At 32.2% G+C, this 14,754-nt stretch carries 16 protein-coding genes; 8 read left to right on the forward strand and 8 right to left on the reverse strand.

Features of this window, described 5'->3' with window-relative positions; all coding sequences use genetic code 11:
* Positions 1-9: 9 nt before the first annotated feature.
* The 5 genes from E0Z07_RS12690 to E0Z07_RS12710 all read right to left on the reverse strand — a co-directional run bounded on the left by E0Z07_RS12690 (position 10) and on the right by E0Z07_RS12710 (position 5,583).
* The gene (locus tag E0Z07_RS12690) at positions 10-855 is read right to left on the reverse strand and encodes a substrate-binding domain-containing protein (protein ID WP_006261066.1); all 846 of its coding nucleotides are present in this window, start codon (positions 853-855) and stop codon (positions 10-12) included.
* 117 nt (positions 856-972) lie between these two features.
* Positions 973-2,478, reverse strand: a complete 1,506-nt coding sequence (locus E0Z07_RS12695; protein ID WP_006263460.1) for a succinate CoA transferase — start codon at positions 2,476-2,478, stop codon at positions 973-975.
* 689 nt (positions 2,479-3,167) lie between these two features.
* Positions 3,168-4,040 (reverse strand): nucleoside phosphorylase, encoded by an 873-nt coding sequence (locus E0Z07_RS12700; RefSeq protein ID WP_006261067.1) that lies wholly within the window; start codon positions 4,038-4,040, stop codon positions 3,168-3,170.
* A 16-nt stretch (positions 4,041-4,056) separates the two neighbouring features.
* Positions 4,057-4,404: a translation initiation factor gene (locus E0Z07_RS12705; RefSeq protein ID WP_006259036.1), complete on the reverse strand. Its 348-nt coding sequence runs from the start codon at positions 4,402-4,404 to the stop codon at positions 4,057-4,059.
* A 231-nt stretch (positions 4,405-4,635) separates the two neighbouring features.
* Positions 4,636-5,583 carry an isopenicillin N synthase family dioxygenase gene (locus E0Z07_RS12710; protein WP_006261068.1) on the reverse strand — a complete coding sequence of 316 codons (948 nt, stop codon included), beginning with the start codon at positions 5,581-5,583 and terminating at the stop codon, positions 4,636-4,638.
* Between the two features lie 246 nt (positions 5,584-5,829).
* Here E0Z07_RS12710 and E0Z07_RS12715 point away from each other — a divergent pair, with 246 nt between their 5' ends.
* The 3 genes from E0Z07_RS12715 (at position 5,830) to E0Z07_RS12725 (ending at position 7,650) form a co-directional block, all read left to right on the forward strand.
* Positions 5,830-6,066 (forward strand): hypothetical protein, encoded by a 237-nt coding sequence (locus E0Z07_RS12715; protein ID WP_006259033.1) that lies wholly within the window; start codon positions 5,830-5,832, stop codon positions 6,064-6,066.
* A gap of 40 nt (positions 6,067-6,106) precedes the next feature.
* Positions 6,107-6,595, forward strand: a complete 489-nt coding sequence (gene ybaK / locus E0Z07_RS12720) for a Cys-tRNA(Pro) deacylase (protein ID WP_006261069.1) — start codon at positions 6,107-6,109, stop codon at positions 6,593-6,595.
* Between the two features lie 269 nt (positions 6,596-6,864).
* Positions 6,865-7,650 (forward strand): hypothetical protein, encoded by a 786-nt coding sequence (locus E0Z07_RS12725; RefSeq protein ID WP_006259031.1) that lies wholly within the window; start codon positions 6,865-6,867, stop codon positions 7,648-7,650.
* 45 nt (positions 7,651-7,695) lie between these two features.
* Here the strand turns inward: E0Z07_RS12725 and E0Z07_RS12730 are convergent, their stop codons facing one another.
* The gene (locus tag E0Z07_RS12730; protein ID WP_006259030.1) at positions 7,696-8,676 is read right to left on the reverse strand and encodes a PhoH family protein; all 981 of its coding nucleotides are present in this window, start codon (positions 8,674-8,676) and stop codon (positions 7,696-7,698) included.
* A gap of 96 nt (positions 8,677-8,772) precedes the next feature.
* On the opposite strand from E0Z07_RS12730, the gene E0Z07_RS12735 reads away from it, so the two are divergent.
* From E0Z07_RS12735 to dnaN, 5 genes are all read left to right on the forward strand, one after another.
* Complete coding sequence (locus E0Z07_RS12735; protein ID WP_006259029.1) at positions 8,773-9,609, forward strand: SAM hydrolase/SAM-dependent halogenase family protein; 837 nt, start codon at positions 8,773-8,775, stop codon at positions 9,607-9,609.
* A 10-nt stretch (positions 9,610-9,619) separates the two neighbouring features.
* Positions 9,620-9,916 carry a putative quinol monooxygenase gene (locus E0Z07_RS12740; protein ID WP_006259028.1) on the forward strand — a complete coding sequence of 99 codons (297 nt, stop codon included), beginning with the start codon at positions 9,620-9,622 and terminating at the stop codon, positions 9,914-9,916.
* 8 nt (positions 9,917-9,924) lie between these two features.
* Positions 9,925-10,641 (forward strand): ABC transporter permease subunit, encoded by a 717-nt coding sequence (locus E0Z07_RS12745; RefSeq protein ID WP_006261071.1) that lies wholly within the window; start codon positions 9,925-9,927, stop codon positions 10,639-10,641.
* Positions 10,641-12,326: a gliding motility-associated ABC transporter substrate-binding protein GldG gene (gldG, locus tag E0Z07_RS12750; protein ID WP_006265186.1), complete on the forward strand. Its 1,686-nt coding sequence runs from the start codon at positions 10,641-10,643 to the stop codon at positions 12,324-12,326. The genes E0Z07_RS12745 and gldG overlap by 1 nt, the downstream gene beginning before the upstream one ends.
* Before the next feature lie 81 nt (positions 12,327-12,407).
* Entirely contained in the window at positions 12,408-13,526 is a 1,119-nt protein-coding gene (gene dnaN / locus E0Z07_RS12755; RefSeq protein ID WP_006259025.1) for a DNA polymerase III subunit beta, read from the forward strand.
* A gap of 134 nt (positions 13,527-13,660) precedes the next feature.
* Here dnaN and E0Z07_RS12760 read toward each other — a convergent pair whose 3' ends face one another.
* On the reverse strand, positions 13,661-13,882 hold the full coding sequence (locus tag E0Z07_RS12760; protein ID WP_006259024.1) for a hypothetical protein: 222 nt from the start codon (positions 13,880-13,882) through the stop codon (positions 13,661-13,663).
* A gap of 167 nt (positions 13,883-14,049) precedes the next feature.
* Positions 14,050-14,553, reverse strand: a complete 504-nt coding sequence (locus tag E0Z07_RS12765) for a hypothetical protein (RefSeq protein ID WP_006261073.1) — start codon at positions 14,551-14,553, stop codon at positions 14,050-14,052.
* Positions 14,554-14,754 lie beyond the last annotated feature (201 nt).

A 14,754-nucleotide genomic window follows, 5' to 3' on the forward strand; every position in this document is an offset into this window, starting at 1 on the left:
AAAACTATATTATAAAACGGTTTCGCTGTATTTAATAGTATTAGTGATTATATTTAAATCTACTAATTGTTCTTGTGTTTTATTAAAGTGTTTTTCTGACAGTTGTCTTTGAGACCATTTAGTCATACTTAGCCATTCTTTAACATCATCTATATTGATATTATATTTACTAGATAATGTACGGTCAATAGAAGGAATCATTTTGAACTCTTCTGTAGTAGCATTAATACATTCCAGTAGATTGTCAATTAATCCTTTGTTTTTATTTAGGAATTCATTATTCGCAACTAATACGAACGAAGGCCAAGGAGTAGGACAGTCACCTAGTCTTCTGAATATTCCTTGGTCAACTATTGGTTTAGTCATAAAATGCTCCCACATAAAATAGTCTGCTTCACCCTTAGTTAGCGCTTCTACTGCATTATCTAAAGTGTTGACGATAACGAACTCAAGATTATCAATATCCCAACTCATCTTTTTTGCATGAACAATTGCCATAAGGTGTGAACCAGATCCATATCTACTGATAGCAATTCGTTTGCCTTCTAAGTCTTCTATTTTTTGATATGGAGAATTATGTGCTACATGTATTCCCCATTGTAGAGGAGAGGCTACATATTCTTGTATGATAGTTGTTGGATTTCCTTCAGATATATCTTTTATAATTCCTTCAGTAAGTATAACAGCGAGATCTGTTTCTTTATCTCTTAGCATCTGACACATTTTACCTGTACCTTCAGGTATGTCTGTCCATTTTAAATTTATGCCAAGTTCTTCGAATTCACCATTTTCTATACATAATTGCCACGGTAGGTTGAAGTGCTCAGGCACTCCGATAATATTTACATTTGCCATTTTAAATCGTACTACATTTTTATGCTAAGATAGTAAAATAGGGCATTTTTTAGATAATATTTTAAGAGTAAAACAAAAAAAACTCTACTAAAAAGAGAGTAGAGTTTTTATTTATTATTAAGGTTTCATTGAACCTTTTTCTTGGAAGCGAATGTGGAATTTGAAAGCTTCTTCTAATACATGTGGAGTGTGTCCTCCTCTTTCTTTCGCTCTTTCAAAGTAATCTCTTAATTCTGCTTTATATTCTGGATGTACACAGTTCTCTATGATGACTTCTGCACGCTCTCTAGGGGATAGACCTCTTAAGTCTGCTAGACCTTGGTCTGTAACTAGGATGTCTACATCATGCTCAGTATGGTCTACGTGAGATACCATAGGAAGTACGTGAGAAATATTGTTTTCTTTAGATGCTGCCTGTGTAACGAAAATACTTAAATAAGCATTTCTAGCGAAGTCTCCAGATCCACCGATACCATTCATCATTTTACTACCTCCGATATGAGTAGAGTTAACGTTTCCGTAGATGTCAAATTCGATAGCAGTATTGATAGCGATAATACCTAATCTACGAATAACCTCAGGAGCATTACTAATGTTCTGCGGGCGTAGTACTAGTTTATCTTTATATTGTCCGAAGTTGTTAATGATTTTTCCATAGCACTCTTCAGTAACAGTAATAGAAGATCCTGATGCAAAAGTCATTTTTCCAGAGTCAATTAAATCAAAAGTACTGTCTTGTAATACTTCAGAATACATCGTTAAGTCGTGGAATGGGCCATCAATAAAACCAGTTAATACAGCGTTAGCTACTTTTCCGATTCCTGCTTGTAATGGTAAAAGAGAGTGAGTTAATTTGCCTTTTCTAACTTCTTCTTCGAAGAATTTAAGTAAGTGACCAGAGATAGCAGAAGTTTTAACGTCTGGTTCTGGTAATTGAGCAGGAGTGTCTTCTATACTAGAGTAAACAACTGCAATCACGTCATCTGGATTTAGACGAATAAAGTTTTCTCCTATTCTATCTTTTACTGTATGAATAGGGATGATTTCTCTACGTGGTTGTTTGATAGGTACACTATTATCGTGTACTCCTTCTATTTCTAAAGGAATAGCTGTATTTACTTCAATGATTATTTTTCTAGCTACACTAGCGAAGTAAGCAGAGTTACCAATAGATGTGGTAGGAATGATAAATCCTTCTTCGTTAATATAAGTAGCCTCAATGATAGCGATATCTACTTGAGGAATATGTTTCTCTTGAAGTTGTTCGATTGTTTCACTTAAGTGTTGATCGATATATTTTACTTGCCCACTGTTTATAGACTTTCTTAATACTGAATCTGCTTGGAAAGGCATTCTTCGGATTAAGGCATTGTTAGTTGCTAAGTCAGCGTCAGTAGTTTGTCCTAATGAGGCACCAGTTATTAAGGTAATTGCAACATTTTCTTGTGCTGCACGTAGTGCAAATGCAGGTAATACAGATTTACTATCTCCAGCTTTAGTGAAGCCACTAGCTCCTACTACTGCCTGGTCATGTATTAAGAGAGCAGCATCTTCTGCTGATACAATACGCTCTCTATACGGTGCGTATTTTATCCTCTCTAGTTTCGAGTCTTCTTTCGTCATTTCAAATAAAAATTTTAAGCACCTTAAATTAAGTGCATTTATTTGAAAGAGTCAAATAAAATAAACGTATATATTAATTATATTGATTAATATAATTTATTTATTAAAAAAATACGATAATGTTTAAAAATTTAAGATATAAAAATGATACTGTTATGTGAGGGCTTTTTTGTTAATTTTTTGCTATTATTTTATAAGTACTAAACTTGGTAATAAGGCTTTTTGTAACTTAGTTTATTGAATTAATCTTGAGAAAGACAATGAAAGAGGGTTTTTTAGTAGTAATACTTCTTTAGTTTTTGTGATTTATTGATCTTGTATTTTGAATTAGGAGAAGTTCTTTAGAAGAGTTTTTTTTGAACTATCGAGATTTGTTTTTCTAGAGGAAGGGATAGGACAATAAATATTCAATATAACGAAGAGAGGAATAGTTGTACAGCGATTGCAGGTCGAGATGTATTTTGTTTTGAATGAGTCCGTAGTGAGTCCGATATGAGTCCGTAGTGAGTCCGTTATTTTGGGTAAAATAACGGTGTCATAACACTGGTGTATTGTACTTAAAGTTAAATCAACTGTAATATAATCACTTTTAGTGTGCTTCTTTAGTAATATAAGAGGTAGTGAGCAGTGAGGAGTAGATATAAAAAAAGCTACCTCTATAAGGTAGCTTTTTAGAAAAAGTAATCTTATTATATTGCGCTAAGTTTGTCTAATGTATATACAATTAGTTTGTCAACAGCTGCATAAGGATCTTCTGAGAATGTTCCGTTAGCTCTATTTGCAATAATTGTATTAAGAGATACTGCATGGTGACCTAATAAGCTACATAAACCATAGATTGCAGACGTTTCCATTTCGAAGTTTGTAATACGGTATTCACCGAATTTAAAGTTGTCGATTTTATGGTTTAGTTCTGGATCTTGGATTTGTAGACGAAGTACACGTCCTTGTGGACCGTAGAATCCACCTGCTGTACCTGTAATTCCTTTGAATGTTAAGTCGCTTTCTAATTTAGCTTCTAACTCTGCACTGTTTTTAATGAAGTATGGGCGTCCTTTTTTAAGATCCCAATTTGTATGTTCAATAAAAGCGTCTTCTAAAGCAACATCTGTAACTCCGTCAATAAGGTAAGAACGCATTAAATTATCAAGTCCTAATCCATACTGAGATAGTACAAAGCTATTCACAGGGATATCTGCTTGTAAAGAACCTGATGTCCCTATTCTTACAATATTTACAGAAGTAAGATCTTTTTTAATTTCTCTAGTTTCTAAATCAATATTAAATAGAGCATCGATTTCATTAACAGCGATATCGATATTATCAGGTCCGATACCTGTAGAGATTACAGTTAGACGTTTTCCTTTATACGTACCTGTAGTTGTTTTAAACTCTCTTTTTTGTGTTGAAAATTCAATAGCATCGAAGTGCTTAGTGATTCTGTCTACACGGTTTTGGTCACCTACGAATATGATGTCTTTAGCAACATGTTCAGGTCTTAAGTTTAGATGGTATACACTACCATCAGGGTTTAGAATTAATTCAGATGATTTAATCTTCATAATATTAAATTTTTAATTAGCCGCCTACACGTTTTACTTTGTAGCCCTCTTTTATTAAATAATCCATTATTTTATCGCGAAAATTACCTTGTATAATTATTTCGCCATCTTTTGTACTTCCGCCAACACCACATAGTGTTTTTAGTTTTTTAGCTAAATCTTTAAGGTCGTCTTCATTTCCTTCAAAACCTTTAATAAGGGTAGCTACTTTACCACCTCTATTCTTTTTGTCTATATGTGCTTCTAATCTTTGAAGATTAGGGGCAAGAGTTTCTGTGGATTCTTCTTGTTCGAATTCAAAATCTTTATTAGTAGAAAAAACAAAGCCTCCTAAGGCATCTAAGCTATTTAACTTTTTACTCATTTAGTTATGTAATATGGTGCTTATAAAAATGATTAATCTAAAAGCGTATTCTAGTCTTTCTACAAGAGAATGATTAGAATGCTATGTATATAAGTAAAGATACGAAATATGTTAAAATCAATCAATATAAATAGGGTAAAAAAAATGACCTTTTACGAAGTATATCGCATGAAATAAAAAAGAGGGAGTAATGGGCTCCCTCTTTTAAGAATATGTTTTTATTAGGATAGATTATTTAATCAAGCCTAATTCAACTAGTCTTTGGTGTAAGAACTCTCCTGAAGTAATATCTTCATATAATTTAGGATTATTCTCATCGATACAATTCTCTAAACAGTTTAGTGGCATTGTGCTCACTGGGTGCATGAAGAATGGAATAGAGTATCTAGAAGTTCCCCATAGTTCACGAGGAGGGTTAACTACTTGGTGGATAGTTGATTTTAATCTATTGTTAGAGTGACGAGATAACATGTCACCAACATTGATTACTAATTCATCATCAGCTGCGATAGCATCGATCCACTGTCCGTCGTGGTTTTGTACTTGTAGTCCTTTACCTTGAGCTCCCATTAACAGAGTGATTAAGTTAATGTCACCATGTGCAGCTGCTCTCACAGCATTTTTAGGTTCGTTCTGGATAGGAGGGTAGTGGATAGGACGTAAGATACTGTTTCCGTTTTTAACGAATTTGTCAAAGTAGAACTCGTCTAAACCTAAGAATAAAGCAAGCGCACGCAATACGTATACACCTGTTTTTTCTAACATTTGGTAAGTTTCTTTTCCAACAGCGTTAAATTGAGGTAATTCTTTTACTTCTACGTTAGCAGGATAAGATGCTTCTAAAGCAGGATCATTTTCAACGTACTGTCCAAAATGCCAGAACTCTTTTAGATCACCTTCTGTTCTTCCTTTAGCATGCTCTTTACCAAAAGAAACATATCCTCTCTGACCACCAATACCTGGTACTTCATAAGAATTTTTAGTCTCTAATGGAAGATTAAAGAAATTACGAACTTCTTTATATAGATTATCAACTAATTGATCATCTAAAAAGTGTCCTTTTAATGCTACGAATCCAATTTCTTCGTAGGCTTGGCCGATTTCATTTACAAACTTTTGTTTACGTACCGGGTCATCCGATAGGAAATCACGTAAGTCAACACTAGGAATGTTTTGCATTTTCTAAGTTGTTATATATGCTTACTTGAGTTATTTGACACAAATGTATATTATTTTTCCACAAAATAGTGTTGATAACTACAATTTATATTTTTTTTAGGTCTGAATTATTCAAGATATGTGATTGTGTGTGTTGAGAATTTCGAAAGAATAGTATGTTTATAGGATTGTGATTTTTTTAATGAATGTAAAAAATTAATGAATTTTTTTATAAATTGCCGTAATAACCATTAAAATAAAAAAACTATGAAATTACCTATTGAATTAAAATCGAATGAATTTGTTGTATTAGTAGCGGTGGACATTGATCCTAAATACAAGGTGTCTAACGCTGATGAGTTTTATAATACATTACCAAAGAGCTTTAAGCCAATTTTTAAGAAAGTAGTAGGGTCGAATATGAATATATATTGCGTATGTAATAATCAAGACGATTTTATGTTTTGTCTAAGACAAACAGGGTATAAGACGACTTTATTGTAAAAAATAGTAATTTTGCTCCTGATAAAATTAAGATAGTAGAATGAGTAAAAAGGTAGCAAAGACTAATGCTTTACGTATATTAGATAGTAAGAAGACAAGTTATGAGATGTATGAGTATGATATTTCTGACGAACTAATAGATGGTAAATCTGTCTGTGAAAAGTTAGGAATATCTGAACTAGAGTCGTTAAAGACTTTGGTGGCTCATGGTAAGGGGAATGCGATATATGTTTTTGTGGTTTCTATTAATAGTGAGTTAGATTTAAAAAAGGCAGCTAATATCTGTGGAGAAAAAAAGATAGAAATGTTAGCTGTAAAGGATTTGTTAGGAATAACAGGATATATTAGAGGAGGATGTTCTCCTATAGGGATGAAGAAGTTATATCCTACATTTATAGATATAGAAGTAAAAGATTTAGAGACTATCTATGTAAGTGGTGGACGTAAAGGACTGAGCATTGGTATTAGTCCTGGGGATTTAGCGAATATTGTGAATGGTAAGTTCGGTGATATTGTTAAAAAAGAGTAATCCTAAAATGAAATGTGTGTATAAATTGCGTGATTAGTACAAAACAAATGATTTAATATGCATGTATTTATTAATGTTTTGTTATAATTATGACAATAGGTGTCAAAAGGAAATGCAGTTTAATTATTGTTGTTGTATTTTTGCAAGGACAAATAAGATGAAAGTTTAAAGAATGTAGTCATTCAGAGTTAAATTAATACTAAAAGAGAGTGAATAATTCTTTTTAGAAGATAGTAGGATTTATCTTTGCATACTGTAAAATTGAAAATATGATATTGGCGTTAACTGTTTCGTTGTTTCCTTCTTGTGGGGTAGATCAATCTAAAGAAAAAAGCTTTAAAGAAGCTAGTAATAAACAAATTGACCTATTGAGCAAGAATGATTTAGATGGTACTTTTTTTAAAGCAGTAGCTCAAGATTTACCACAGGTTGTATCAATTGGGAAAAAAGGAATTGTTTATTCAAGTACAAAACCTAATCAGAAGATAATTTTTCCATTTGTAGAACCATTAGTGGATGGAGAATCTAGAATATATAAGTCTTATACGAAGCATGAGGAGATAGAGATCGTGATTTATGAAGATGAGACTGCGAAGGACTTTGCAGATGGTAGATTTGATCACTCTGTTGCAGTGCGTTTAATTAAGAAACACGATGGTGTGGAAGATGATGTAATTGATTTTGCTTGTTTTGGACACTATTTATATACAGATAAATTATCTGGTAACTGGATTTTTCAGTCTTATGAAGATAAGAGAGTAGAAGAATTAGGTATTAATCAGATTCCTATGATTTGTATTGATATTAATACACGTAGTTTCTCTGGAAGTGGAGGGAATCACATGATTTATGGAGATGTTAGATGTGAAGGGGATTCCATCTTCTTTAAAGTAGTACTTTCTCCAGAATATGTGACTGAGATGTATCAGAAAGAGAAGGAGCTACTAGCAGTATTAGATAGTTGTGATCGCTTTGAGCTTAAAGATGATTACTTGTATCTGTATGAAGAAGGAAAGCAAAAGCTTATGTTCTTAAGAGATACATACAATATGTAGAATAATTGTATTGAAATAAATAATAAAAAATGGAAGGTTAACTAGTTAACCTTCCATTTTTTTTAGTTCTTCTATAGACATCTTATCAGGTCTTTCTTCAATAGTCTTATAAGCATCTACGATTTTCTTTACTAATCTGTGTCGTACGATATCTTTATCATCTAAATATAGCATTCCTATTCCATCTACGTCTCTTAGGATATAAAGAGCTTCTTTTAATCCAGAAGATACTTTACGAGGTAAGTCTATCTGACCAGGGTCTCCTGTGATGATGAATTTAGCATTTTTACCCATACGTGTCAGAAACATCTTCATTTGAGAATGGGTCGTATTCTGAGCTTCATCTAGGATAACAAAGGCATTATCTAATGTACGTCCACGCATAAAAGCTAATGGCGCTATCTGTATAACCCCTTTAAGGATATAGTCATCTAATGTCTGTGGAGGGAGCATATCTCTAAGTGCATCATATAATGGTTGCATATAAGGATCTAGCTTCTCCTTCATATCTCCAGGAAGGAAGCCAAGGTTCTCTCCAGCTTCAACAGCAGGTCTAGTAAGTATGATTCTCTTTACCTCCTTGTTCTTTAAAGCTCTTACAGCTAGTGCTACCCCTGTATAAGTTTTACCAGTACCAGCAGGTCCTATTGCAAAAACCATATCGTTCTTTTCAACGAACTTGACTAGTTTTTGTTGATTAGGGGTGATTGCTTTGATAAGTTTTCCAGATACTCCATGTACGAGAATGTCGTCTGTAGGAAGAGAAGGAGGTGCACTATCAAGGACTAATCTTTCGATAATGTTTTCATCGATGCGATTATATCTGATAAAATATTTGACTAGTCGGTCAAAACTCTTCTCAAATTCATCTAAAATTTCTGGATCTCCATAAATCTTTAGGACTGATCCTCTTGTCACAATTTTAACTTTTGGATATAATTTTTTAAGTATATCTAAATGAGTGTCTTGTGGGCCCCAAAAATCTTTAGGGCTAAAATCTGTTAATTCTATTATCCTTTCGTTCAATACCTGTAGAGTTAATTAAAAAAAATAATCTAATTTTGTATATTCAAATCTACTATAAAAAAATCATTTTTCTTAAAAATATATTGAAAAATAATAATGCAGAGAATAATTACACTAACAACAGATTTTGGATATCGGGACCACTATGTAGGAGCTTTGAAAGGGAAGATCTATTCGAATATCATTGGCTGTAATTTAGTTGATATCTCACACGAAATAAGTAAATATAATACCGAAGACGCTGGATTCGTTATCGGGGCAGCATATAGCCAATTTCCGAAAGGTACTATTCACATTATAGCAGTTGATGCTTCTGTGACCGACTATACAAAGGCAATTTGTGTAGAATTTGATGGGCATTATTTTATTACAGCAGATAATGGAATAGTTAGTATTATTTTAGGAGATGAGGATTTCGATAAAGCAATAGAGATTAATCATGATGGTATGATGAAATCAAATGATATATTTGTCTATTGTGCATATCAACTAAATGAAGGTCGTCAATTAGAAGAAATAGGAGTGATGTTAGAATCTATCTATAGTCCTAGTAGACTGGCTACAAATGTCGTTTTAAATAGAAATAAAATAACAGGTAAGGTGATCTATGAGGATTCTTATGGTAACCTTGTGACTAATATCCATAGAAGTGACTACGAAGTAGTCTCAGAGGGGAGAGAATTCGCTATCAGAGTTAAGAATTATAGAATCAATCGAATAAATGACTATTTTGCAGACTTCAAGCTTAATGATAGAGCTACCTTAAAAGAAAGGGCAGGCGAACTAGTTGCTATATTTAATGATATAGATTTGTTGACTATTGCATTGTTCTATTCTAAACCTGACACACCAGGAGGAACTCCGCGAAAATTAATGAATCTTCAGTTAAATGATACTATTGTCATTGAATTTGATTCTGAAACACAATATTAAAATAAAAAGTATGTTTATAAGAATTGTAAAGCTAACCTTGCTTGAAAATAAGGTACATGATTTTTTAGAGCATTTTGATACGATTAAGGATAAGGTAAGACATTATCCTGGTTGTCAATTCTTAGAAGTATATCGTGATAAGGATCAATCTAATATTTTCTTTACTTATAGTTATTGGGAAGATGAAAGTAATCTAGAAGCATATAAAAAATCAGAACTTTTCGGGGAGATATGGCCTTACACAAAGACTTTATTCAAAGAGAAAGCAGAGGCGTGGAGTGTGGATAAAGTCGTTACTCTTAAATAGATGTTTTTATGAAGGCAATTAGTCTTAGAGAAATTAGAGCTTTCTTTAGCTCATTGACAGGTTATCTTGTTATCGTCCTATTTTTAGTGATAAATGGAGCTCTGCTATGGTTTATAGATGGAGAATATAATGTGTTGCAAAGTGGTTTTGCTGATTTATCTCCATTCTTTTATTTAGCGCCTTGGGTGTTGATATTTTTGATTCCCGCTGTTAGTATGAAGAGCTTTTCAGAAGAGATTAAAAATGGAACGATAGAGTTGCTGTTGACTAAGCCTTTATCTGTTTGGCAGATTGTACTAGGAAAATATCTAGGAGTATTCACATTGATATTTATGGCTATTGTGCCTACTGTAGTTTACGTTTTTGTGCTGAATAATATTGTATTAGAAGGACAGGTAATTGATTATAGCAGTATAATAGGTTCATTTATAGGATTGTTATTTTTAGTGAGCTGTTATGTTTCGATGGGGGTATTAGCTTCTTCATTGACAGAGAGCCAGATCGTAGCCTTTATAGTAGGTGTTGTTTTGTGCCTGTTTTTTTCATTGGGAATCGATATGTTAGCAGGGCTATTTGGAGAGTGGTTTGAAAAAATAGGGATTCTATATCACTTTAGAAGTATTTCGAAAGGAGTGTTAGACACTAGAGATTTGATTTATTTCGGATCTATGACTGTTTTATGTCTAGGGGTAACTGTCTTTAAAATTAAAACACTGCGCAAATAATGAAAAAGTTTCAAAAAAGAGATGTAAAACTACTGGTTCGATTATTAGTTGTTTTGGTTATTATTAACGTTATCAGTGCTCTAACTTATACACGTATTGACTTTACGCAAGATCAGAGATATACTTTGTCTAAAAGCACAGTTGGGATAGTAGATAATGTTCAGGATCTGTTAATCGTAGATGTGTTTTTAAAAGGGAGCTTCCCATTAGAGTTTAGAAGGTTACAGAACGAGACAAAGCAATTACTAGAGGAAATACAATCTAGAAATGAAAATATTAAGTTTAGATTTATAGACCCAAATGAAGAAGGAGCTAATAAGGCAGAAACTTTAGAACAATTATACGAGTATGGATTAAAACCTGTAACCATTACAGTAACGGATAAAGGGGCTCAAAGTCAACAGCTAGTTTTTCCTTGGGCATTAGTAAGTCAAGGAGAGAAGGTTGCTAGAGTACAATTACTGAAGAATATGATGGGGGCGAATACAGAAGAAAAAGTGATTTCGTCTGTACAGCATTTAGAATATGCATTAGCTGAGGCTATCAGTAAAGTAACAATAGAGAAAAGTAAAAAAATAGCTATTCTTAAAGGAAATGGAGAGTTAGATGATGCTTATATAGCAGATTTTCTGATGACTTTACGTGAGACTTATCACTTAGCACCATTTACATTAGAAAGTGTGTCTAATGAGCCTCAAAAAACCTTAGATCAGTTAAAAGAATTTGACTTAGCGATTATTGCAAAACCAACAAAAGCTTTTTCTGAAGAGCAGGTAGGAGTGTTGGATCAGTTTGTAATGAATGGAGGTAAAACGATGTGGTTGTTAGATCAAGTTCAAGCAGATTTTGATAGCTTGCGCTCGAATGGGACTATGTTAGCGTATAATAAAGACCAAAGCTTAGGAGAATTGCTTTTTAGATATGGTATACGCATCAATCCTGTGCTTGTAAAGGATGAAATCAGTACAAAAATAAAATTAGCATCAGGTAGACAAGGGAGTGAAACTGTGTATACAGACTTCTTGTGGAAGTTTGCACCATTTGTTTATCCAGATATAGACCATCCTATTGTAAAGAATATAGAAGGAGTGAAGTATGATTTTGCTTCTCCTATCGACACTCTAAAAAATGGAGTTAAAAAGACTATTTTAGCTAAATCCTCAAAGTACTCTAGTTTAGTAGGAGTTCCAGGTGAAATTAGTTTTAATGTTTTAAAGGAAGAAGTTACTCCTGAGTTTTATGAAGGTAAAGGAAGTTATATTTTAGGCGTTCTATTAGAGGGGGAATTTCCTTCTGTTTTTAAGAATAGAGTATTGCCTTTTACAATAGATAAACCACTTTCAGAAAGTAAACAAACACAAATGATTGTAATTTCTGATGGAGATATTATTAGAAATCAGCTAGACGATAAAGGAATGCCTTTAGAGTTAGGTTATGATAAATGGACTAATATGCTTTATGGAAATAAGGAGTTATTAGTAAATTCTGTAAATTATCTTTTAGACGATACGGGACTTATTAATTTGAGAACCAAAGAGGTTAAGATTCCGATGCTAGATAAAGTTAGTGTAGAACGTGAATATACTTCTATCCAAATGAAAGTATTAGTGATACCTATAGCGCTAGTTGTAGTTTTCGGAACTATATTTATTCTTATAAGAAAACGCAAATTCAATAAAAAGTAACGCAATAATCCTTTTATTATTGGTAATAATCGGATATATTTGTAACTGTAAAAGTATTTTTACATATAAAACAATTATAGTATGAAGTTTATAGTATCGAGTTCCTACTTGTTAAAGCAATTACAAGTTCTAGGTAGTGTAATAAACAGTAGTAATACCTTACATATCTTAGATAACTTCTTATTTGAGTTAGATAATAATGTATTAAAGGTATCTGCTTCAGATTTAGAAACTACAATGTCTGCTACTTTAGAAATTGAATCTACAAGTCAAGGAAGTATAGCTGTTCCTGCAAAGTTATTGTTGGAGACATTAAAGACATTTCCTGAGCAGCCATTGACTTTTTCAGTTAAGGAAAACAATACAATTGAAATTAGTTCAGACGTAGGTAAATACGTTTTAGCATATGCGCAAGGAGATGAGTTTCCTAAAGCAGAATCATTAGAGGATCCTTCTAGAACAGAAGTTCCTGCAGGAGTTCTAGCAACAGCTATTAGCAAAACTATATTTGCTGCTGGAAATGATGACTTACGTCCTGTGATGTCAGGAGTATTCTTCCAATTCTCTCCTTCAGGATTAATCTTTGTGGCAACAGACGCACATAAGTTAGTAAAGTATTCTCGTACAGATATCGTTTCTTCGAACGAGGCTAGTTTTATTATGCCTAAAAAACCACTTAATATTCTTAAGAGTATTTTAATGGCTTTAGGAGCAGATGTTGTTATTGAGTTTAATGAATCTAATGCACAATTCTCTTTTGAGAACTATACTTTGACTTGTCGTTTGATTGATGGAAAATATCCAAATTATGAGGCAGTTATTCCTAAAGAGAATCCTAATAAGCTTTTAATCAATAGAACACAGTTTTTGAGTTCTGTAAGACGTGTTTCTATTTATGCTAATAAAACAACACATCAGATAAGATTAAAAGTTGCTGGTACAGAATTAAATATATCTGCTGAAGATATTGATTATTCTAATAAAGCAGATGAGCGTCTTACTTGTGATTATCAAGGAGATGATATGCAAATCGGATTTAACTCTAGATTCTTATTAGAGATGTTAAATAACTTACAGTCTGATGATATTTTATTAGAGATGTCATTACCTAATAGAGCTGGAATCTTAACACCTGTAGATGGGTTAGAAGATGGTGAAACAGTTACGATGTTAGTAATGCCTGTAATGCTTAATAGTTAAGAAATAAACTATATAATATATAAGCCTCTTTTCAATTAGAAGGGAGGTTTTTTTGTTTCTATTAGTCAAAGATATCTGATAAGTGTATTTGAATAAATATCAATACGATAAGTTTAAAATTGCTTGAAAATGCACTAGGTAATTCGTTTAGTGATATGCTGTACTATACCCCAAATAAAGTAAGTGAATGTCAGTAATGTAATAATAGAAGAAATTACAGTGATACCAAGTGCTATACCAAAGATGTGATCTAGATCTGTATGTATATATTGAATCAAGTAATCTATTGCTAGACTATTAAAGTAGATGGAGACAGATAGAGTGATTATCTGAATGATAAAAATTGACGGTTTCATAATAATAGATGTTTATCTAGAAGACCGCTAAGACTATACCAAGATCAAGTAAATGTTTCAATAGAAACATTATAATGTTGTATACTTTGAATAGTATATTAAATAATCTGAATATAGTAAAAAGTATTTGTTGTTTTTGTTGTTGTTTGTGAGTTTGGCTATTACTGCTAGATTACTACTTCCGTCATTGAGTTAGTATATAGATTAGTATCTAAAGTCATATTTAGCTCTGGAGTAGGTATTCCTAATAATCTCTTTAGGCTATTTAGGTTCTTCATGATATCTAATCCGTTGTTTTTACATTTGTTTTCTAGAGTAGAAATCTGTTGTGTTATAATGTCTTGAATTTCATACGTTTTATAGCTTAGAAGCTCTTGTTCGTTGATTTGGAATAGGATTTTTAGTTTGTTTAGATCCTGTAAATGGTCTTCTGTTAGGTATCCTATAGCATCTAGTATTTCTAGTTTAATATCTATGAATAAATTGATTAAAGCCTTTTTAATGCTTAAGATATTTTCTATTTGGTTATTCTCCAGCATGCCATAAAAACCAATTGGCGTAATGGTGTTTTGTGTCAAATAAGAAAGTATGTAATTGGTGGTGTTTTTACTTTCCTTTTTAGCATTTAGATTTGACAAGTGATTTTGTAAATCAGATTTGAATACTATCATATTTATGGTGTTTTTATTTGATTTATTATATATGCTAAGATAATTATTATTGTTAAAATAATGGTTTATTTTTATATATTTCGTTTGTTTTTAGAATTCAATAGTATAATGCGTTTAAATTGATTAATAATAGTTTGATATGCGTGTTTTTTGTGTTTTTTAAATAAAAGTTTAGTTTTATGTAATAATTATATATTGCAA

The organism is Myroides odoratimimus (assembly GCF_004337635.1).
Lineage (GTDB): Bacteria > Bacteroidota > Bacteroidia > Flavobacteriales > Flavobacteriaceae > Flavobacterium > Flavobacterium odoratimimum.